This is a genomic window from Rhodococcus sp. WAY2, from assembly GCF_009859915.1.
Lineage (GTDB): Bacteria > Actinomycetota > Actinomycetes > Mycobacteriales > Mycobacteriaceae > Rhodococcus_F > Rhodococcus_F oxybenzonivorans.
In genome coordinates this window covers 4455115-4475524 of the sequence record NZ_CP046572.1, presented here as the reverse complement: position 1 = coordinate 4475524, position 20410 = coordinate 4455115, and the positions used below count along the sequence as shown (strand labels likewise).

Sequence of the window (20410 nt, the reverse complement as noted above, 5' to 3'; positions counted from 1 at the left end):
CTAGTGGCGCGGTCTTTCCGCCGCACGGCAGTCGCCACCTGATCTGCGAGCGGACTGTAGCAAAACAGGACACTGCCACCGATGTGAGCCAAGTTACATTGCCAGGCGGAATCAGCTCAGGAATTCAATAGTTATGTAAGGTGGCTATGAGTATCTACAAGGCGCGCCGCGGGCCATGGAACGAACGTGACCGATTCCGGCCATCAGCGCCATCGCGAGAGAACCAAGAGTTGAGCAATCTCCGACCCGAGATCGAAGCGTCGTGGCGACGGTGTGAAGTTATCGGCGTCTCGTCCGGCGATGACGACCTTCCCTACACGCCGGACGTGGATCGCGACAGCCGGTTGAGAAGAGCCGCCGATCCCGTGATCGACAACCTCGTCCTCCATCTGCTGGACGCCCCCGCGACCATCCTGCTGGCCGATTCCGCCGCGCAGATCGTCGACCGCAGGGCTGGCAACGCTGGGTTGCGAGCGCGTTTGGACCGCGCCTACGTGGCACCCGGATTCCGGTATGCCGAGGAGGACACCGGCACCAACGGGATCGGCACCGCGTTGGAGGAGCGACGACCGTTCCAGGTCAGCGGTGGCGAGCACTACCGTGAGGCGCTACAGAGCCTGGCGTGCGTCGGTGTTCCCATCATCCATCCGATCACCCGCACCGTGGAGGGGATACTCGACATCACCTCCAACCTGTCGGATTCCAACGCGCTGATGGGCGCCCTGGCGAAATCAGCCGTTCGCGAAATTCAGTCGCGCCTCTATGCCGAGTCCTCCGATCGCGAGCAACGGCTTCTCCAGTCCTTCCTGCAGGCCTCTCGCCGCGGCTCCTCCGCAGTGGTGTCCTTGAACCAGGATGTCATCATGACCACTCCGATGGCCGCGCAGATCATCGACACGTCCGACCAAGCGCTCCTCTGGGATTGGGCATGCCGAATGCTCGCCGGCCGCGACGAATTCATCGGGGAAGTCAGGCTCGCCGACAACGTCACGGTATCCGCGACTGCACGTAGAGTCGGAGACTCCCGATCGCCGGCGGGCATCGTCATCGAGATGCGGCAGCATCTCCGCGATACGAAGAAGTCGTCCGCCCGTCAATTGGCGTCAGCCTCCGCCGTCGAAAAACGCGCGGAGACTGTCAAGATTCCCGGCCGCAGCTTGTCGACGAAACGACTGCAGACCGAACTCGAGCGGCTCGCCTCGATCGACGCGCCTGTCCTCGTCACCGGAGAACCCGGCGTCGGCAAGTTCTTCGCCGCGACCGCCCTCCACCGGATGCAGGATGCCGACGGCCGTTTCACCGTGTTCGACGCTGCTACCGCCTCTGTCGACCCCGACGCGTGGATTACCGGACTGGTCAATTGGAACAAGGTCGACGGCGCCCTTATCATCCGGCACCTCGATCTCCTGCCGGAAAAACTGGTCCCCAACGTCTGCGCGGTCCTCAGTGAGGCAGTCGACCATCGCGCGCAGATCATTGCCACCGCGGGCGAAGCGATCCGTCAAGGTCCCGCCGGACGACTGTGCGATCACTTCATGCGCCGCATCGAGATCGATCCACTGCGACTTCGGTCCGAAGATATCGCCGACATCAGTGTCGCCCTACTACGTAAGCACTCCCCCGACCGAAACGGCCTGCGACTGCAACCCGCTGCTCTGCAACTGCTGGTCGCGCGGGACTGGCCGGGAAACGTCCGAGAACTCGAATCGGTTCTGGCGTCCTCGCTCCTGCGGTCGATGGGCTCCGACATCGGAGTGCAGCATCTGCCCGACGGTTACCGCGACGGTGATCTACGCCGCCGAAATGCCTCGACGTCGCTCGAATTGGCGGAGCGTGACGCGTTGCTCAAAGCACTCGTCGAGACCGACGGCAACAAACTACTGGCTGCGCAACGCCTGGGGGTAGCTCGCTCCACCCTCTACCGCAAAATGCGCGCCCTGGGGATCGACGGGAGCCGGTTCCTTCCGCAGTAACGCCAGTCGATGACGGAACCGTGCCGAGCGCGAGATGGAGCGTCAGTCACCGGCTCGCGCCCAGGCCTCGAGCATGCGCCTCGCAATCGAGGCTGCACCGGGCAACAACACGTGCGCCTTCGTCGAACTCGTCCAATCCCCGGCAGCCAGAGCCTCCCGTACCTCCGCGCGGGTGCACCAGACAGCTTCGCCGATCTCGCCATCCCTGAAGACGAACTCGTCTCGGGGGTCGGCCGTCGCATGGAATCCGAGCATGAGGGAGCGCGGGAAGGGCCAGGGCTGACTTCCGACGTAGACCACATCGGAGACCGTGAGACCGACCTCCTCTGCAACTTCCCGTGCCACACAGCTTTCCAGAGACTCGCCCGCCTCGACGAAGCCCGCGAGCGTCGAGAAATTCCGTGCCGGCCAGTTCGCCTGACGCGCCAGCAGGACTCGGTCTGCCCCGTCGTGCACCAGACAAATGATCGCGGGATCGGTACGCGGATATTCCTCCCGACCGCACGCCGTGCACACGCGCATCCAACCACCTGAGGTGATCGTTGCCGGCGCCCCATCCTTGACGCAGAAAGGGGCGTCGTCCTGCCACGTCAGCAAGGCCACCGCTGTGACATACCGGTCGGTGTCGGCAGCGTCGAGGATTGCTCCGTGTGAGCGCAGGTCACCGAGCTCGACCGTTCCTGTCGTGGAATTGTCAGCGAGGGACTCGTCCCGCACCGCCCACTCGTGAACCGAGCCACAGACGCCGAGCAGTACGGCGTGCGCGGGAGGCTCGGCGTAGAAGTCGGTGGCCGGTTCCAGCATCAGTTGTCCGTCTACAAGCCGGACCTGACCACGCCCGTTCACACGAAGTATTCGCGCATCCGGCCACGCCTCCACCCACGCGGTCGCGTCGTCACGCACCGAGACGGGACGGCTCACCGTCACAACGTGATTCAACATGGTGAATTCTCCCTGACTTCGCAATTCGAACGTGGAATTCCCGGTACCCGGCTTACGTTTCCGGTCAGATCAGTACAGGGATTGCTCCCACAACGCCACCGTCTCCGGAGCGTTCTCCACCATGGGGTGGTGCCCGGCTTTGTCCCGCACGGTCCTCAGGTTCCCGTGCGGCAAGGCCACCAATGTGTCCCCGAGGTACTCGGCGGTGACGAAGGGGTCGCTCTCACCCACGATCAGGGTGGTAGGCCCCTCGTAGGTGCCTATCCGGTCGAGGAAGTCGGGGCTGGTCCAGTTCTTCAGGTAGGACTCCCACGTCGCCTGGTCCATCGTCGAGCGGTTGCGGTCGGCGAGGTTCTTCAAATCTGTCTCGTCGATGTGTGGTGCCAGTGCGCCCCGGATGGCTGCACCCGGATCTGCCCAGGCCGCGGCGAAAGATTCGTAGGTCGCCTGGTCCAGAGGGGTACCCGCCGGGGACACGGGCGTCAGTGCGACGACCGAGGTCACGCGTTCAGGTGCGAGGGTCGCCACCCGAAGAGCTGTGGTGCCGCCCATCGAATGTCCGAGTACGGAAAAGGTCGACCATCCGAGCTGATCGGCGGCGCCGAGGGCGACCGCGGCCATCCCGTCGATTCCGTCGGCCGGTGCCTCGGGACGGTTCACCCCGTATCCCGGAAAGTCGACGTACGCGTAGGTGAAGCGGGACTGATCCGTCAGGGCGCGTGCTTTGAGCCACACGCTGCTGTCCAGCGCCCAGCCGTGCAACACCAAGACCCGATGGTCACCGTTTCCTTCGATCGCTGCAATCGCGTTCACTGCCGTACCTCCCTGTCGGCGACGCTGAAACTCCAGCCGTCGGTTGATCACTCCGAACGAACCTAGAACCGCAGTAGGGCGTCGGCGTGTCCGATTGTGAAACACACCCACGCGGCGGATGCATGTGCCATTTTCGGACACTTTCCGCGCCGGACGCACCCATAGTGTGGCGCCAACTGCCTGCTGAACAGACTTGCCCATGACACGAAGGAGAACACACCATGGCACTCGATCTTGCGGTCAAGAATTTGATAGACACTCTGAACGAGCAGGGACTGAAGTCGTTCGAGCAGATGAGCATTGCTGAAGTCCGTGAGGTCGTCGAGTCCTTCAGCGGCCTCCAGGCACCGAAGGCAGACGTCGCGCGTGTTGTCGATACGGTCTACCCCGGACCCGGCGGCGATCAGGCAATTCGCCTCTACATCCCGGAGTCCGACACTCCGCTGCCGGTCGTGCTGTACATCCACGGCGGTGGCTGGGTCGCCGGCAGCCTCGACGTCACCGAGCAGCCATGCCGCGCGCTGGCCTCCGACGCGCAAGTCATCGTCGCCGCACCGAGTTACCGGAAGGCACCCGAGCACAAGTTCCCTGCCGCACCCGACGATGCATTCGCCGCACTGAACTGGGTGATCGAGCACGCAGCCGACTTCGGTGGCGACAGCATGCGGGTAGCCGTCATGGGCGACAGCGCCGGAGGCAACCTCGCCGCGGTCACAGCCCTCCGAGCGCGCGATAACGGCGGCCCGGCATTGCGCGCTCAGGTATTGATCTACCCGGTCATCGACGGCACGGCACGATTCCCGTCGCGCGAGGAGAACGCCGAGGGGTACCTGATCACCACGGCAGCGATCGACTGGTTCTGGGAGCAGTACCTGGCCACGCCGGAAGACGCTGAGAATCCGTACGCCTCCCCGGCCAAGGCCGCGGTTCTGTCTGAACTTCCCACGACCTTGCTGTTGCTCAACGAATACGAGGTCACTCGGGACGAGGGCGTGGACTACGGCCGGCGGCTGGCCGACCATGGCGTCCCCGTGCAGGTCGAACTGTATGAAGGCCTTGTCCATGCCGTGTACTGGATGACCGGTGCCATTCCGCGCAGCGCTGAACTGCACAGCGCCGTCGTCGAATTCCTCGGCAAGCAGTTCTCCGACTGAAACACTGCCGAGCGAGTACGCAATTGCCCCTAGAGGCTCTATCCCTCCGAGTGGTCTCCACCTAACGCAATGTTACGTATATCTGTAATAGACTCCCTTAATGCGGAAACTCACCCCGACTGTCATAGTCATAAAAATGCTTCCTGTGCAGCGAAAGAGGTTCCAGTGGAACTCACACCCGGCGCTCTCCATGGTCTGCGCGTCATCGATCTGACGACCGTGATCATGGGCCCCTTCGCCACCGCAACCCTCGCCGACATGGGCGCAGACGTCATCAAGGTCGAGAGCCTCGACGGTGACATGAGCCGAGATATAGGTTCCCGCCGCCATGACGGGATGAGCGCTCTGACACTCAACCTCCAGCGCAACAAGCGCAGCATCGCGATCAACCTTGCCTCCGAGGAGGGCCGCGAGATCCTCGACGATCTGGTGCGCAATGCCGATGTGCTGGTGACTAATCTACGGCCACGCTCCCGGCAGAAGTTGGGCATCACCTATGAGCGGCTCTCGGAGAACAATCCGGGACTGATCCTCTGCACCGCACAGGCATACGGCTCCGAAACCGCCTTTCGGGACTACCCCGCCTACGACGACATCGTGCAAGCAGCGTCCGGCGCCGCGAAACTCACGGAACTCATCGACGGTGAACCTCGCTATGCGCCATACGTCATTGCCGACAAGGTCGTCGGTCTCTACATCGTCATCGCCGTCCTCGCCGCCGCGATGGAGAAGAGCCGCACCGGCCTCGGCCAGGAGGTCGACGTGCCGATGGTCGACGCAATGATCGGTTTCAACCTCGTCGAACACTTCGGTGGCCACACCTTCGCCCCGGCCGAAGGGAACTTCGGATGGGCACGCGTGCTGACACCGGAACGAGTCCCACACCAAACAGCCGACGGCTGGATTTGCATCATGCCGTACTCAGCGAAGAACTGGAACGACTTCTTCACCGTCGCCGGGCGCGGCGACCTGGTGGACAACCCCCGCTACGCCTCGGTGAACGACCGCCACACTCACATGGGCGAACTTCTCTCAGCGATCCGAGAGGCCGTCCCGAGCCGAACCACCCAGGAATGGCTGACCTTGTGTGAAGCACACGGAATTCCCGCGTCCGACCTACTCGATCTCGCCCACGCGCACGAAAACTCCTACGTCCTGGACCAAGAACTGATCACCAAGCGTGAACATCCCACCGAAGGCGAGTATTACGCCACCCGCACTCCGTTCACGATGTCGCGCACACCGATCTCATTCAGCCGGCACGCTCCCCTGCTCGGCGAGGACACCTTCACGATCCTCGAAGATCTCGGTTACTCCGCCGATCGCGTCCATGCGCTGGCCGATGCATCCGTCGTGAGGGCGACGTCGCCTCAGGGGACCTCCTCCTAGACGGAACCCTCGCGCAGCAGCGCCCACGCGGCATCGACCAAGCACCGGGCCAGGGCTGATAGGGCTCGAGCATGTGTCTGCCGTTCATCGCGTTTGCGGTCGTAGAACGGTCGCGACGGCCAGTTCTCGTAACACGGGCTGGACGGGACGGCAGGCAGGGATTGCCGAGTTTCTAGATGAGCACCGTCTTGCGGATCGTCGACGACACACGCCTGATGCGCTGCGTTATGCCCAAAAGTCATCCCCTTCACATTCGGTCTTCCAACTGATAATCTGCGCAGTGTAGCAAGCGCTTGCTTGTTTTGACTCCACGTCGAACGCCCGGAGCTCGTCGCATCGGGTTGATCGATGAGAACAGGAATGCGCATGAATGATTCCGACACTGTGGACTCCGGGTCGAACGCGGGGCTTTCCGAGAGCGGTAGGTCACTGGCTGGACATGTCGCAGTGGTGACCGGCGGCGCACGAGGAATTGGGTTGGCCATCACCCGAAAATTAGCGAGTGCATCGGTCGCCGTCGTCGTCAACGATCTCACCGACATTTCTCACGAGGTCGCGCACGACCTGCGGCGAGATGGTTACTCCGCAGTCGGTCACACCGGTGACGTCACCGATCCGGCCGCCATTGCGTCAATGGTTGCGTCGGCCGTGGAGAACTTCGGTGGCCTGGACATCGTGGTGAACAACGCAGGCTACTCCACCTACGCGCCTGCGACGGAGATGTCCGACGAACAGTGGCAGTCCATGCTGGATCTACTGTTGACTGCGCCGTTCAAGATCGCGCAGGCGGCGGCGCCCTATTTGTTCGACGGTGCAAGTGGTCGTTCACGTCGAATCATCACTATTTCCTCCGTGGGCGGGATTACAGGTTCCCCCGGTGCTGCGGGCTATGCCGCAGCGAAGTCCGGCGTCTTCGGCCTGACGAAAACACTGGCCAAGGAGTTCGGTCCGCACGGCGTGACCGTCAATGCAGTGGCACCCGGCCTCATTCGGACGAGATTGACCGACGGGCGAGCCTCCGGAATAGATCACATCGACATCGGCGACAAAAAGATGCCGCTGACCGGCGTGCCGATGGACGACCTGGCCCCTCTGGTTCCGTTGCGGCGCCTTGGAACTCCCGAAGACGTGGCAGGAGCGGTCTACATGTTGTGCATCCCCGAAGCCGACTACATCACCGGTGAAACGGTGGTCGTGGCCGGTGGATGGATGCCATGAGCACCCGCAAGGGCGGCGTCGCCGTCACTCCGCGCTCGACTACCTCGCCCCGGTGGACTTCGAACAACGCCTGATCGCGTCGTCTACGCTGCCAGTTGCCGCATGAACTATGGTGTCCACCTTCAAGGGGCAACCTCACTCGAACTCCTGATTGCCGTCGCCCGGTCGTGCGCCGGCCACGTGGCATCGGTCGTCGTCCATCATGGCCACCAGGTACACGGAGCGATCGGCAAAACCCCGCATGGAAGAGCTGCAGGTATCTACCAATCCCGCGCTGGCGTGGGGCGCAAAATTCGGATCCTCGCAAGGCTAGTAAAAGAAAGAACTCCGTGGAAGCGTCAATTCACTTCCACGGAGTTCTTCGTTTCTCGGGCACGCCACTCGTCAAGGGAGGCGGCAATTCGCTTCTCTCCGACGGTTGTCGCCTGCCTCCGTGTGATCGGTCGTCTGCTGAACCAGCGCCTGCACGGCAGCGGGTATTTCGCGCAGCCTGTCGAAGCTCGTGCTGTCCCTCGCGCAAGAGCCTCGTGGCCATCCGCACCGAGTGAGGCTTATCGCTGCCCCCCGTCCGGGAACGCGGGCTTCGTCGAGCCGCCGCGTGCCACCGTCACCCGGGATGATTCGCACTTCACGAAGCTCCCTGTCACTGGCAACGCGGAGGTCGCACCTGGGGGCGAGATCGCATCCGGCACCGATGGCAGGGCAGTGTGCGGCTGTCTCGATGATCCCGCCGCCTCGGAAGAGGACTGGACGATCCATGAGTGCATTTCTCCCGTCTTCACTGCGATCGATTCTTCGACTGGTGCTCGACCGGCACGAACTCGGCGGCGGCCTAGACCGGTGTAGACCGGTCTAGGCCGCCGCCGCGAACACCTTCACCCCTTGCTGCCGCGATCCTTAACGTTCACACGTACGCGGCGCATTCAGGGTTCAGGAGAGGCCCAACTTGGGACGCAGCCACTGGGCGATCCGGCTCAGCGCTTGATCCGCCTCGGGTGCCCGACCCGCATTGAAGTGGAATACGTGCTGTTGCTCATCGACCACGTCGAGCACGACCTCGCCGCTCACCTTCTCGATCAATTCGGCCAACCGACGTGAGTCGTCCAGAAGCGTCTCATAGCCGCCGACCGATACGTACACCGGAGGGAAGTCGGTGTAGTCGCTGAGCAGTGGGTTCGCCCGCGGGTCCGTTGCATCTGCGGGTTCGGAGAGAAACATACCCCGCATCGTTTCCAGAACCGCCCTCTTGGCCAAAACGTCGACTGCGTCGTTCGATTCGACCGTCATCCCCTTGATCTCCATATCGAGCCATGGTGAAAGCGCGACGACGGCAGCAGGAGTGGGAAGGTCCAGACCCGCGAGCTCGAACGTTGTCGAGATCGCGAGATTGGCACCCGCCGAGTCGCCGACGCTCGCCGTGTACTCCGCCTTGTAACCCTGCGTGCGGAGCCACTTCTGGACGGCCATGCAATCTTCGAGTTGGGCTGGGTGCTTGTGCTCCGGCGCGAGCCGGAAGTCCACGATCAGGGCGCGAACACCCGCCAATTTAGCCAGGTGTGCTGCAAGCTTTCGGTGTGAGAAGCGTGAACCCGTCGCGAAACCGCCACCGTGGGTAAAGACGATTACGCGGTCTTCGGCGGCCCCCAGAGGCTTGGCCCACATTGCCGGCACACCGTTGGCTGTCACTTCCTCATAGGTGACATCGGTAGGCTCGATGGTCGGAAGATGCCACTCTTCGAACATATCTCGCTGACTGGCGAGGTCCATTCCTTCGGACCGGGCAAGCCACGACGCGTACAGGTCGTTGAGGAACAAGGATTCTTTGCTCACGGACATGTGTTGCTCACTTTCATCACTACTCGAGGGAGGGAGATTGACTGCTCAGGAAAGCGCGAAGCCCTTGTATCCCGCACACACGGTCTCGTCCCACTTGGCCAGGTAGAGGGGAAGACCACCGGGGTAGTTCAGCAACTGCCGCGGCTTACCCGGGACGTTGGCACCCATGTACCAGGAGTCGGCTTTGTCGTAGAGCGCCTCGGCCGTCAGCTCGGCGACGTGATCGGACCAGGCAGCATCCGCATCCGCCTCGGATTCGATACGGCTCAATCCGTTGTCCCGCATGTAGTCGATGGTGTTGATGACGAGGTCACCTTGGATCTCGGCGCAGCTGGGCCCATTGCAGAAGCCTGACGGGCTGAGTGGTCCGTAGAGGAACAGCAGGTTGGGGAATCCTGCCGTCGCGACCCCAAGGTTTGCCCGTACACCGTTCGACCACTTGTCCCGGAGCAAAGTACCGTCGGTGCCGCGAATGTCGATGGCGGTCAGGCCACCGGTGACGGCGTCGAATCCCGTTGCATAAACGATGATGTCGAACTCGTGCTCTTCCGAAGCGGTCTTCAGCCCGGTGCGCGTGATCGTCTCGATCGGGTCCTCGTGCAGATCGACGAGACGCACGTTGTCCTGGTTGAAGATGTCGTAGTACGTCTGCTCGAGCGAGGGGCGCTTCACGCCGAAGGGGTACGCCTTCTTCATCGGCGCCAGCTTCTCGGCGATCACCGGGTCCTTGATCCGGGCACGCGTCCGGTCACGCCAGAACTCGTAGGCGGTGTCGTTTGCAGCATCGTCGACGAAGACGTCTTGGTACGTTCCGAGCCAGAACTCGAAACCGTGCTCCCACAGTCGCTCATAGGTGGCGGTTCGCTCTTCGTCGCTCACCTCGAGGGCTGACTTGGGAATGAAGTCGAAGTCGAAGCCGGAGAATGACGCCGGACGACGACTGAACCTGTCCGCCAGATCGGACTTGATCTTCGAGTTGTCCTCGTCGGAGAGCCGACGCTGGCGCATCGGGAGCGCCTGGACGGGGGTGCGCTGGAAGACGGTCAGCTGTGCGGCTTCCTTCGACGCCTCCTGAGCGACCTGCACGCCACTGGCGCCGGTACCGATGATGGCGACTCGCTTTCCTGCGAAATCGATTCCGCCTTCGGGCCACAGACCGGTGTGGTGGTTGATCCCTGCGAAGCTGTCCATTCCCGGGAGATTCGGGAAGATCGGCTTTGCTGCGAATCCGGTGCACAGAACGAAGTACTGACAGACGAAAACGTTTCCGTTTTCCGCGATCACGGTCCACGTGTTCGCCGTCTCGTCGAACTCGGCGGAAGCGACCCGGGTGTTGTAGTAAATGTCCTTGCTCAGGTCGAGCTTCGCATCGACGTACTTGAAGTAGCGGCGCAGTTCGTCACCTCCGGGATAGAGCTCGGAGAAGGCGAATTCATCCCACAGGTCGGGGCGGGTGAACTGGTAGATGGGACCTTCGCTGTCCACTCGGGCACCCGGGTAGCGGTTCCAGTGCCAGATCCCACCCAGGTCCTCACCCGCCTCGACTACTTTCACCGAGTACCCTCGACTCCGCAGATTCTCGAGCTGGTACAACCCGGCGAATCCTGCTCCTACAACGAGGACGTCGAGTACCTCGGTTACGGCTGGTGCGGTTGTGCTCATTGTTGTCTCCTCTTGTTACCAATTGCTGCTTGGGGTCTGCTGCCTGGGGTCTGTGTATTGCGCTCTGCGTCGCAGATTGTGGTGAGCTGAAGTATCGGAATCCTGTCCGGCGCGGCTTCTAGGTCCAGCGGACATACGCGGTCTTGGTGGTTGTGAAGAAGGTACGTGCGGCCTTCCCCTGTTCTCGGCTCATGCTGCTCGAGCTCTTGAGCCCACCGAACGGCACATGTGGCTCGACACTGCTGGTCTCGCGATTGATGTGCACCAACCCCGATTGTGTGCGCCGGATGAAGGTCATCGCGGTCGCGATGTCTCTGGTGAACACTCCGGAGGACAGGCCGTAGTCCGTGTCGTTCGCGGCCTTCAGCGCATCGTCGAAATTATCGACTTCCTGCACGGTCACGACTGGTCCGAAGATCTCCTCCCGGACGAGCCTGCTCTTCTCCGACACTCCGGTCAGGATGGTGGGTGCGATATAGCAAGTGTCGGAATCGAACTCCCGCCTCGTGAGAAACTGGACGTTCTCGTCGCGGGCGAGTTGCAGGTAGCCGGCCACCGTGTCACGTTGCTCCACCGAGGCTAGTGGGCCGATATCGGTGGCCGCGTCGTACGGATTACCGACGACGAGCGCGTCAGCGTGCTTCACCAGCAGTTCTTGTAGTTTGGGAGCGACGGCGCGGTCGACGTAAACCCGGCTCGTCGCGGTGCAGCGCTGTCCCGTGTGGAGCATCGCGCTCTTCACGATCTGTAGCGCTGCATCCTCGACATCGGCGTCGGCGAGAACAATGGACGGGTTCTTGCCGCCCAGCTCGAGCTGGACCTTGATGTTGCGATCGGCGACGGCCTGACGGAGTCGCGACCCGACTGCACCCGAACCGGTGAAGGTCAAGGCTGCGAGTCGCGGGTTCCCGGTGAGTGCCGCCGAGAGCTTTCTACCACTGCCTGTCACCAGATTGACGACCCCCGCGGGCAACCCGGCTTCTGCGAAAATTTTCGTCAGAAACACTGCGGATCCGCAGGCCGGTTCGGCGGGCTTCCACACAACCGCGTTCCCGAAACCTATTGCCGCCGCGATCTTCCACGCCGGAAGCGCGAAAGGGAAGTTCCACGGTGTGACTACACAGACGACACCGAGCGGCTCCTCCACCGTCATCAGCATCGTGCGTGAGTCGGCACTGGGGTATGTCTCTCCACTGGGTTGCAGTATCTCACCGGCGTAGTAGCGGAGGATGGCGACACTGCGCAGGACCTCGGCGCGTGCGTCACGGATCGCCTTCCCCATGTCTGCGGTGATCGTGAGGGCAGCTTCGTGAACGCGGCTTTCCAAAAGGTCAGCGGCAGCACGAAGATAGTTCGACCGCTCAATTGCTGTCGTCTCGGACCACGCTGGTTGAGCACCGCCTGCGGCGGCGTACGCAGCGTCGACATTGCCGGGAGTCGCTGAAGCGTAGATTCCCGTCACCCGGCGGAGATCGGAAGGATCTACACGCTCGAAAGTGTCGGTGGCGGTGCTCCATCGACCCGCGATATACAACGTGGTCCCGTCAGCGATCGACGACGGCAACGTTGGGCTGTCCAAGTTCACGGACATCTTTGTTCCCCGATCTGTGTAGGCGCAGAGGTTGTTGGATTCGCCCTCGGCGCGGAGGTGTTGTGTCTTGTCACCCGCACGCGCAAAGCGGCGGGTGTGCCGGTATGAAAATCTTCTCGGCAATCTTGTAGTGCGTGCTGTCACCGCGGGCGTGTCGATATCGGACGTTCCGGTCTCAGTGCAGTCGAGCGGCGGTAGTCGAAGTGACTGGGAATCCACTCTTTTGTGGCGATAGCCAGTGGGCGGCCAAAAGCCCTCGGACACCTCACAAAACGATTCAGCAATGACCACTCGAGTGACTTGGAACACGCTGTCGGGAAAGCATGACACCCGTCCTCCGAAAACACAATAGAGGAATGTTTTACGTATATAAGCAATCTTCGGGATGCATGCAGCGGGAAGATGCGAGCCAATCTGACTTGCCTTCAAGGACTTCGAAAAGCAGCGCTCGAGAGCAGGTACGACCGTCACTCCCGGTCGCCGACGCCATTGTTCAGCGAGAAGGGCACGTGGGTTGGCAGCTGCGAATTGCTGGGACTACAGCACCATTCGAAAGCGCGGTAGAGTCAGATCTTTCGCGCCGCACTGGCGCGATAAACAAGGCCGTGACGGTGAGAATGCATTTCACAGAGAAATGGAGACTTTACTGCCATATCGCCACCGGCAAGGTTGCCGGGCCACGCAAATCGCTAGGAAGGCACCTGGCGGAGGTGGGGTTCAGAATAAGAGAACGGCAAGCCCGTTCGTCTGAACCAACACCGCCGACCAAGTACTTACCGCGGCAAACCGCCAAGTAACTTCAACAGCGAGCCACTAGGAACTGAGGTCTGCCGCATTCGCCGTTAGACGCCGACGAGAGGGCCTATGACTGGATTCCATTCGTAGATGCGCTCTCCTACGACGACGCCCTGCGTGACGTAAGGATCCTCCGCAAGCAGAGAACGCAAGGCGTCTTCGCTGTCCGCTTTGAATACCAGTAAGGCCCCGGCGCCGTCGACCCAGGCGCCGGCCTCCTGCAGCACGCCTCGGGCAGCGGCATCCTTGACAAAAATCAGATGTTCAGCACGCGCAGCCTCTTTGACCGACGCATCGGTGGTATACGACCAGATCACAGCGAACAAGGCCATGGTTGCTCCTCAAACGGGGGAATGAAACGGCTCCGAATATGCGCATGAACTGCACACTCGACAAGGGTAGAAGTGCGGATGAGGTGACTCGTGTCCTATTTCGCGACACTGATTGCTCCATGAGTGGAGGCATGAAACGGAATCGGATCTGACCAGCGTGTCGCAACCGTCCGACGATGCCCTCGATGACGTTCGCGCCGGTCTCACCGGAGCCGCACCTCTCCCGCCAAGAGGGAGACCCTCTGCTCCAGCGGCTCGAGTGCCGTTACGTTCAGGCCATGGTAGACGAGAAGGTATACGTGGTCGATCGTGTGGTCACAAAACCCGGACGTGCCCGGGAGTTCGTCGACGCGTACGTCACCGAGTACGTACCGGGGGGACGGGCACGCGGAATGACCCTGGATCGAATTCTCGTCAGCCCCCCGATCTGGTGGGCGGACGAGCCCAATACCATCACCATCACGTGGGTGGTCGACGGGGTCGACGCCTGGTGGGACATGACCCGGCGGGGCCGCCCCGACCCGGAGCTCGGCCGGTGGTGGTCACGGATGGACCCGATGATCCTCGACCGAACCCGTTCCATGGCGGCAGCGGCCGAGGACGTCGACGGTGTGTGCGATGTATAACGTCACGAGGGTCGTCCACTTCACCGAGGCAGCCGATGCCACTGCGCGGGACGAGTACGCGAACAATGCGCGTCGAACCATCCTTGCCGCCGGCGTGGAACGGATACTCATCGCCCCGACTTTGCCGGGAGTCATCAACGGCGGCGACCTGATCGTGCACCTACAGCTCACCGACACCGCCAGCTGGCGGAACCGCGCGGACGACATCGACTCCGCACTTTCCCAGCCGATTGCCGACCGAGTCGACGGGGTCGAGTACGCCCCCGGACTCGGCGGTCGGGGGCCCGGACAGCATTCGAGCCGCCTGTACCGCGCACTGCTGCTCCGTGTGGAGTCGGGTACACCGGACTCCGTCGTCCAACGGTTCGAGCGGGAACTACTCCGGATGCCCGAACATATTTCGTCGATCACGGCGTGGCAGCTCAGCAGAGTCGACGCGGCCCTGGGTCCGCAGCGGTGGACTCACGTGTTCGAGCAGGAGTTCACCGACCATGGTGCCGTGACGGGTCAATACCTGAATCATCCGATCCACTGGAGCGTCGTGGACCGGTGGTTCGACCCCGAGTGCACCGACATCATCGTCCGAGACCGGGTGTGCCATACCTTCTGCGAACTCGACGACCTCGTCATCCCCGACCGGTAGCTCCCCCGAAAAGCGCTGTGGTGCGGCCGGACCGGTGACCGGCCGACCGCACCACAGGTAGCGCGGGTGCTATGCGTTACCGAGTACGTCGCGCACCATTTCCCAGATCTGTTCGCGCGCCGGCGCGGTGAGCGAGAGCGAAGGGAAGGTCAGGAATCCGTGGAAGAGTCCGTCGAACCGGTGGTGCCGGACTCGGACACCGTCCGCGGTGAGGCGCGCCGCGTACGCGTCACCCGATGAGCACGGCGGATCGAGTTCGGCGGTAATCACCACCGCCGGCGGCAGACCGGCCAGTGTCTCCGCCCGGGTGGGAACGAGACGCACATCGTCGGTCCCGTTCGGCGCATACTGCTGCCAGTACCACTTCATCGCCTCGGTGGTGTTGTAGTACCCGGTCCCGTAGAGGCGGTACGACTCGGTGTCGAAGTCGTCGTCGATCACCGGATACAGCAGCACCTGCGCGGCGACGGCCGGGCCACCCCGGTCGCGGGCCGCAATAGCGACCGTCGCGGCGAGGTTACCTCCGGCGCTGTCGCCCGCCAGTGCGATCCGGGTGGGGTCACCGCCGTATTCGGCGGCGTTCTTCGAGGTCCACTCCAGGGCGGCGTAAACGTCGTCGTGTGCGGCCGGGCCGGCATGCTCGGGAGCCAGGCGGTAGTCGACCGACACCACGACCACGCCGGCACCTTGCGCCATGGAGCGGCACAATTCGTCGTGACTGTCGAGGTCACAGAACACGAACCCACCACCGTGGGCGAACACCACCACAGGCAGTTCCGGATCGTCGCAGTGCGGCCGGAAAATGCGTAGCGCGAGGTTGCCATCGGCAGTCTCGATCGTGAGATCGGTGACCTCACGCATGTCCGGCAGTTGCTGCAAGGGCGCCCGCCGGTCGCGGATCAACTCACGCAGTTCGGTGGGCGGCACAGCCGTGATGTCCGGAAACCCTGCATCGAGGGTGGCGAGCATCGCTGCAACTTCGGGATGCAGGGTGGGTCGAACTGCCATGGTGTGGTCTCCTGGTCGGTCGGCGCGTTCCTGCGGTCACGGTAAGCGCGCCGCCGGATGAGCCGGAACCAGGATTCCCGATCAGCGGTCGCCCATCATCCCTTTCAGTTCATGATCCATCCGCCGTCGATGGCGGAGACCATACCGACTATTTCCAGACATCCCAGATCGGGATTACAGGGACGAGTGTTTTCTAGCCGGAGGCGGCGCCGAGGGCCGCCTGGGTGAGCTCAGCCGCAGGGTCTTTCGAGCCGAATGTGAAACGGGACCGGTAGCTTCTCACAATCAAACCCCAGCCTGCGGCCCGTGAGTGGTTAACGAGTGCAGGGACTCGTTAACCACTCACGGGCGGCGGAGCCGCCTCACCGAAGGGTCAGGACACTCTTCCCGACGGTTCGGCGGTGTTCGAGATCGAGCAGGGCCTCGGCCGCCGCCTCGAACGGGTACCGCGTCGGCTCCGGAATCGTCAACGCGCCCGATGCGAGCAAGGGACACAATTCGATCCACTGCGCCGACAGTCGTCGGGGGTCCTCGGCCCACCACGAGCCCCACGCGACTCCGACTGCGGACGCGTTCTTCAGGAGCAGTCGGTTCACTTTCACCGAGGGGATGTCCCGGCCGGTGAAGCCCATCACCAGAATCCTCCCGCCCGTCGCCAGCGATCGGACGCTGTCGGTGAAGCGATCGCCCCCGACGGGGTCGACCACGACGTCCACCCCGCGGCCGTCGGTGATCGCGAGGACCTGGTCCCGCCAGTTCCCGGTGGCCACGACGTCGGAGGCGCCGAGACTCCGCACGTACTCCGCCTTCTCCTCACTGCTGACGACGGCGATGGTCCGCGACGCGCCCAGGTGAGGCGCCAGTGTCATCGCGGCGGTGCCGATGCCTCCCGCAGCGCCGTGGACGAGCACCGACTCCCCCTTCTCGAGACGCCCACGACGAACCAGTGCGAAATGCACGGTGAGGTAGTTGAACAGCAGGGCAGCGCCCGCGGACATCGAAATCGTGTCGGGGAGAGAAAAAGTCGTCTCCGGCGGCAGTGCGACCAGGTCGGCCATGGCGCCGCCCACACCGGTCAATCCGACGACCCGGTCCCCCGGAGAATATCCGCTGCCGACAGGCGCTGACCGCACGATCCCGGCGACCTCGCCGCCGGGGACGAAGGGCAGTTCCGGCTTGTACTGATACCGACCTTGGGTGAGAAGCAGATCCGGGAATGACACCCCGACCGTATGAACCTCGACGAGGATCGCGGAGTCGTCCGCGACGGGTTCGTCGACCTCGACCGGGGCGAGCGCCCGGGGACCGTCGAGCGCGGTGACCATCAGTGCACGCATGCGGTTGCCCCCGCTCCTGTGATCGGGAGTTCGCGGACGGCAGCCCGGCGCAGCTTTCCGACTTCGGTACGCGGGAGGTCGGATCGGAAGTCGACGACTTTGGGTGCTGCGTAGGGCCCAACGCGCTGCGCCACAAGGTGTTTCAGTTGCGTGACGAGGTCGCCGTCGTCGGCCCGAGTGTCCGCGCGGACGACGACGGCCCGGACCACTCCGCCGCGAATCGGATCGTCGTACGCGACTGCCGCGGCGTCGGCGACCGCCGGGTGCTGCAACAGCGCGTTCTCGACCTCGACCGGGCTGATGTTGTGCCCCGACGCGATGATCATGTCATCGTCCCGGCCCAGTATCTGCCACCGCCCCTGTGGGTCTGTGACGGCACGGTCCTCGGTGAGGAATACGTCGCCGCGCCAGCGGTCGGCCCACAGGTCGGGGGCGTTCTCGTAGCCGCTGGACATCTGGTGCCGAGGCTTTCGTACCGCGATCAATCCCGGTTGGCCGTCGGCTACCGGTTGACCGTCCCTGTCTGCGAGGAAGGTGTCGAAACCCGGAATCGTGGCGGACATCCAGCCCGGACCGGACCGCGTTTCGGTGCCCTGGGTGTCGCCCAGGAGCATGCCGACCTCGGACAGTCCGTACCCGTTGCGCACGACGGGGGCACCGGTGCCGGCCCACTCCGCGGCGACCGCTGCGGTGAGCGGTTCACCGGCAGCGGCGACTGTCCGGAGGGATGGCGGCACCCTGTCCTGCCCGAAGGTCGCCGTCAGTCGCCGCAGGGCGGCCGGGGCGGTGGTGAGGATCGTGGCCTTCTCTTCCCGGATGACGCGATGCCAGGCCTCGGGGACGAACTTCCCGGAGTACATGACCCGCGGCACGCCCAGCGCCATGACGGCGGCGCCGGTGCTGTACAGCCCGAACGCCCACGCCGGATCCGACGTCGAAAAGACGACGCTGTCGCGGGTCGCCCCGAGAACGGCCTGCGCGTAGGGCATGACCGAGACGAAGGCGGCGTGGGTCATGGTGCACGCCTTCGGTGTTCCGGATGTTCCGCTGGTGAACAGCAGGGTGGCGGTGTCCCCGAGTGCCGTGGTCGCGAGCGGGCCGTCGGCGTCGGCACGGTCGACCTCGGTCCAGAAGGACCGGTCGTCGTTGCCGGTCGCGGCGTCGCCGACGACGAACACCGCGGGATCGAGTCCGTGGGTCGCCTGCGCGTCCGCGAGGGCCGACCGGTACCGCTGATCGACCACGACCGCGCGGACTCCCGCCGCGTCGAGGCGCAGGCCGATCGCGTCCGGGGCGAACCCGCCGAACAGCGGTACGTACACCAGCCCGGAGCGCCACGCCGCCAGTGCGGTGATCCAACTCTCGACCTGTCGCGAGAGCAGTCCGCCGACCCGGTCTCCCCGGATCAGCCCCGCACGGGCGAACACCCGTGCCGCCTTGGCCGCGAGCCTGTCGAGTTCGTGGTACGTCCAGCGGTCGGCCGAGCCGTCCTCGTGCCGGACGGTCAGCGCCAACCGGTTCGGGTCGGCTGCGTAGCGGGTGCAGATTTCGTGGGCGGTGTTGAAATCGCCACCGAACGGGTCGCGGTCCAGCAGCGATTCGATGTCCTGCCAGGCACCGGCGAGTGCGGACGATGCGAGTCTGTCGAGAGACATCAGTGATTCACCTTTGCAGTTTTCGTCAGGGTCAGGACCAGGACCGTGATGGCGCACGCCGCGGCTATGTATGCGGCCAGTGCCCATGAGCCGTCGGTCTCGGCAGCAATGGCCACCGCGATGAACGGTGCGGGGGCACTGAACACGACACCACCGAACTGATAGGCGACGGACGCGCCGGTGTACCGGACTTCGGCCGGGAACAGACCGGTGACGTAGCCGGCCACCGCGGAATAGGTGACGGCGTGACCGATGGTGATGATCAAAATCATCGCCAGCAGAACTGCGGCACCGACGCCGGTGGACAGTAACCAGAAGAACGGGTACGCGATCGCCGCCATGTAGAGGGACCCGTAGATCAACATCTTCCGTGCTCCGATCCGGTCCGCGATCATCGACGCGTAGGGCACCGACAGGATGTCGAGGACACATGCGACCAGGATGCTCAGCAGAATCGTCTGCCGCGAGATGCCGAGTTCCTTCGGACCGTACGACAGCACGAAGACGGTGACGAGGTAGAACGGCACGAGGGAGGCGGCCTGGGTGAGAATCCCGACGCCCAGCGCGCGCTTCTCACCCCGCAGGACCGCGAGGATCGGGAAGTCGGCAATCTTCCTGTTGCGCTTGACGTTCTCGAACTCCGGCGATTCGACGACCTTCAGTCGCACGTACATGCCGACCGCGACCAGTCCGGCGCTGGCGAGGAACGGAAGACGCCATCCCCACGCCTGTACCTGGTCCTCGGGAAGCTGCTCGACCAGCAGGAACGCGAGCGTCGCGAGCACGAGTCCGGCAGGTACACCGGCCTGCGGCCAGCTGCCGTAGAACGCCCGCTTCTCGCGCGGTGCGTGTTCGACTGCCATCAGCACCGCGCCGCCCCATTCGCCGCCGACCGCGAAGCCCTGCGCCAGCCGCGCGAGGACGAGGAGCACGGGCGCCGCGAGACCGATCGCTCCGTACGTGGGAATGAGTCCGATCGCGACCGTCGACGACCCCATCAGCACCAGGGAGAACACCAGCATCTTCTTGCGGCCGATCCGGTCTCCGAAGTGCCCGAAGACGATCGCGCCCGCGGGCCGCGACACGAACGCGACACCGAATGTCGCGAACGCGGCCAGCGTTCCCGACAGCGGACTCAGCGACGGGAAGAACGCCTTCCCGAATACCAGGGCGGCCGCGGTCCCGAAGATGAAGAAGTCGTACCACTCGATTGCCGTTCCGACGAAGGACGCGAAGGCAACCTTCTGGGGTTTGACCCGGGTGACCTCCAGGTCGTCGATGACTCTCATATCGAATCTCCCATCGCTGCTGATGTGGGGCGGTGTGGCTGCCGTGTCGATCCGGTGCCACCGCGCTTGTGATCGGGCCGTCGGGCCTCGTCCAGGGCTCGCCGATCGGACATTGCCTCCGCGCCGTCACCCTGTGTGGCCACAGTC

Annotated in this window: 16 protein-coding genes and 1 pseudogene; 7 read left to right on the top strand and 10 right to left on the bottom strand. The window is 63.6% G+C overall.

Going from position 1 to position 20410, the window contains the following annotated elements; all coding sequences use genetic code 11:
* Positions 1 to 230: 230 nt before the first annotated feature.
* Positions 231 to 1973: a sigma-54-dependent Fis family transcriptional regulator gene (locus tag GFS60_RS20425; RefSeq protein ID WP_236603218.1), complete on the top strand. Its 1743-nt coding sequence runs from the start codon at positions 231 to 233 to the stop codon at positions 1971 to 1973.
* Positions 1974 to 2015: 42 nt separating this feature from the next.
* Here the strand turns inward: GFS60_RS20425 and nudC are convergent, their stop codons facing one another.
* Complete coding sequence (nudC, locus tag GFS60_RS20420) at positions 2016 to 2915, bottom strand: NAD(+) diphosphatase (protein ID WP_159924057.1); 900 nt, start codon at positions 2913 to 2915, stop codon at positions 2016 to 2018.
* 69 nt (positions 2916 to 2984) lie between these two features.
* Entirely contained in the window at positions 2985 to 3728 is a 744-nt protein-coding gene (locus GFS60_RS20415; RefSeq protein WP_159924055.1) for an alpha/beta fold hydrolase, read from the bottom strand.
* A 221-nt stretch (positions 3729 to 3949) separates the two neighbouring features.
* Between GFS60_RS20415 and GFS60_RS20410 the strand changes: the two genes are divergently transcribed.
* The 4 genes and pseudogenes from GFS60_RS20410 to GFS60_RS39200 all read left to right on the top strand — a co-directional run.
* Complete coding sequence (locus tag GFS60_RS20410; protein WP_159924053.1) at positions 3950 to 4882, top strand: alpha/beta hydrolase; 933 nt, start codon at positions 3950 to 3952, stop codon at positions 4880 to 4882.
* 165 nt (positions 4883 to 5047) lie between these two features.
* On the top strand, positions 5048 to 6271 hold the full coding sequence (locus tag GFS60_RS20405; protein WP_159924051.1) for a CaiB/BaiF CoA transferase family protein: 1224 nt from the start codon (positions 5048 to 5050) through the stop codon (positions 6269 to 6271).
* 366 nt (positions 6272 to 6637) lie between these two features.
* Positions 6638 to 7489 (top strand): SDR family NAD(P)-dependent oxidoreductase, encoded by an 852-nt coding sequence (locus GFS60_RS20400; protein WP_159924049.1) that lies wholly within the window; start codon positions 6638 to 6640, stop codon positions 7487 to 7489.
* 135 nt (positions 7490 to 7624) lie between these two features.
* Positions 7625 to 7790, top strand: a pseudogene (locus tag GFS60_RS39200) (acyl-CoA dehydrogenase); the annotation flags it as partial.
* Between the two features lie 629 nt (positions 7791 to 8419).
* Here the strand turns inward: GFS60_RS39200 and GFS60_RS20395 are convergent.
* The 4 genes from GFS60_RS20395 to GFS60_RS20380 form a co-directional block, all read right to left on the bottom strand.
* A complete protein-coding gene (locus GFS60_RS20395; protein WP_159924047.1) occupies positions 8420 to 9325 on the bottom strand; it encodes an alpha/beta hydrolase in 906 nt (301 codons plus the stop codon).
* A 45-nt stretch (positions 9326 to 9370) separates the two neighbouring features.
* Positions 9371 to 10987 carry a flavin-containing monooxygenase gene (locus GFS60_RS20390; protein WP_159924045.1) on the bottom strand — a complete coding sequence of 539 codons (1617 nt, stop codon included), beginning with the start codon at positions 10985 to 10987 and terminating at the stop codon, positions 9371 to 9373.
* Positions 10988 to 11105: 118 nt separating this feature from the next.
* Positions 11106 to 12578: an aldehyde dehydrogenase family protein gene (locus GFS60_RS20385; protein ID WP_159924043.1), complete on the bottom strand. Its 1473-nt coding sequence runs from the start codon at positions 12576 to 12578 to the stop codon at positions 11106 to 11108.
* An 842-nt stretch (positions 12579 to 13420) separates the two neighbouring features.
* A complete protein-coding gene (locus GFS60_RS20380) occupies positions 13421 to 13705 on the bottom strand; it encodes a YciI family protein (RefSeq protein WP_159924041.1) in 285 nt (94 codons plus the stop codon).
* Between the two features lie 278 nt (positions 13706 to 13983).
* On the opposite strand from GFS60_RS20380, the gene GFS60_RS20375 reads away from it, so the two are divergent.
* Positions 13984 to 14331: a hypothetical protein gene (locus GFS60_RS20375; protein ID WP_159927385.1), complete on the top strand. Its 348-nt coding sequence runs from the start codon at positions 13984 to 13986 to the stop codon at positions 14329 to 14331.
* Complete coding sequence (locus tag GFS60_RS20370; RefSeq protein ID WP_159924039.1) at positions 14324 to 14974, top strand: Dabb family protein; 651 nt, start codon at positions 14324 to 14326, stop codon at positions 14972 to 14974. Before GFS60_RS20375 ends, GFS60_RS20370 begins: the two co-directional genes overlap by 8 nt.
* Before the next feature lie 69 nt (positions 14975 to 15043).
* Here GFS60_RS20370 and GFS60_RS20365 read toward each other — a convergent pair whose 3' ends face one another.
* The 4 genes from GFS60_RS20365 to GFS60_RS20350 form a co-directional block, all read right to left on the bottom strand.
* Positions 15044 to 15982: an alpha/beta hydrolase gene (locus tag GFS60_RS20365; protein WP_159924037.1), complete on the bottom strand. Its 939-nt coding sequence runs from the start codon at positions 15980 to 15982 to the stop codon at positions 15044 to 15046.
* 362 nt (positions 15983 to 16344) lie between these two features.
* The gene (locus tag GFS60_RS20360; protein WP_159924035.1) at positions 16345 to 17319 is read right to left on the bottom strand and encodes an NADPH:quinone oxidoreductase family protein; all 975 of its coding nucleotides are present in this window, start codon (positions 17317 to 17319) and stop codon (positions 16345 to 16347) included.
* Positions 17307 to 18974 (bottom strand): AMP-binding protein, encoded by a 1668-nt coding sequence (locus GFS60_RS20355; RefSeq protein ID WP_159924033.1) that lies wholly within the window; start codon positions 18972 to 18974, stop codon positions 17307 to 17309. Before GFS60_RS20355 ends, GFS60_RS20360 begins: the two co-directional genes overlap by 13 nt.
* On the bottom strand, positions 18974 to 20263 hold the full coding sequence (locus GFS60_RS20350; protein WP_159924031.1) for an MFS transporter: 1290 nt from the start codon (positions 20261 to 20263) through the stop codon (positions 18974 to 18976). Before GFS60_RS20350 ends, GFS60_RS20355 begins: the two co-directional genes overlap by 1 nt.
* Positions 20264 to 20410: the final 147 nt, after the last annotated feature.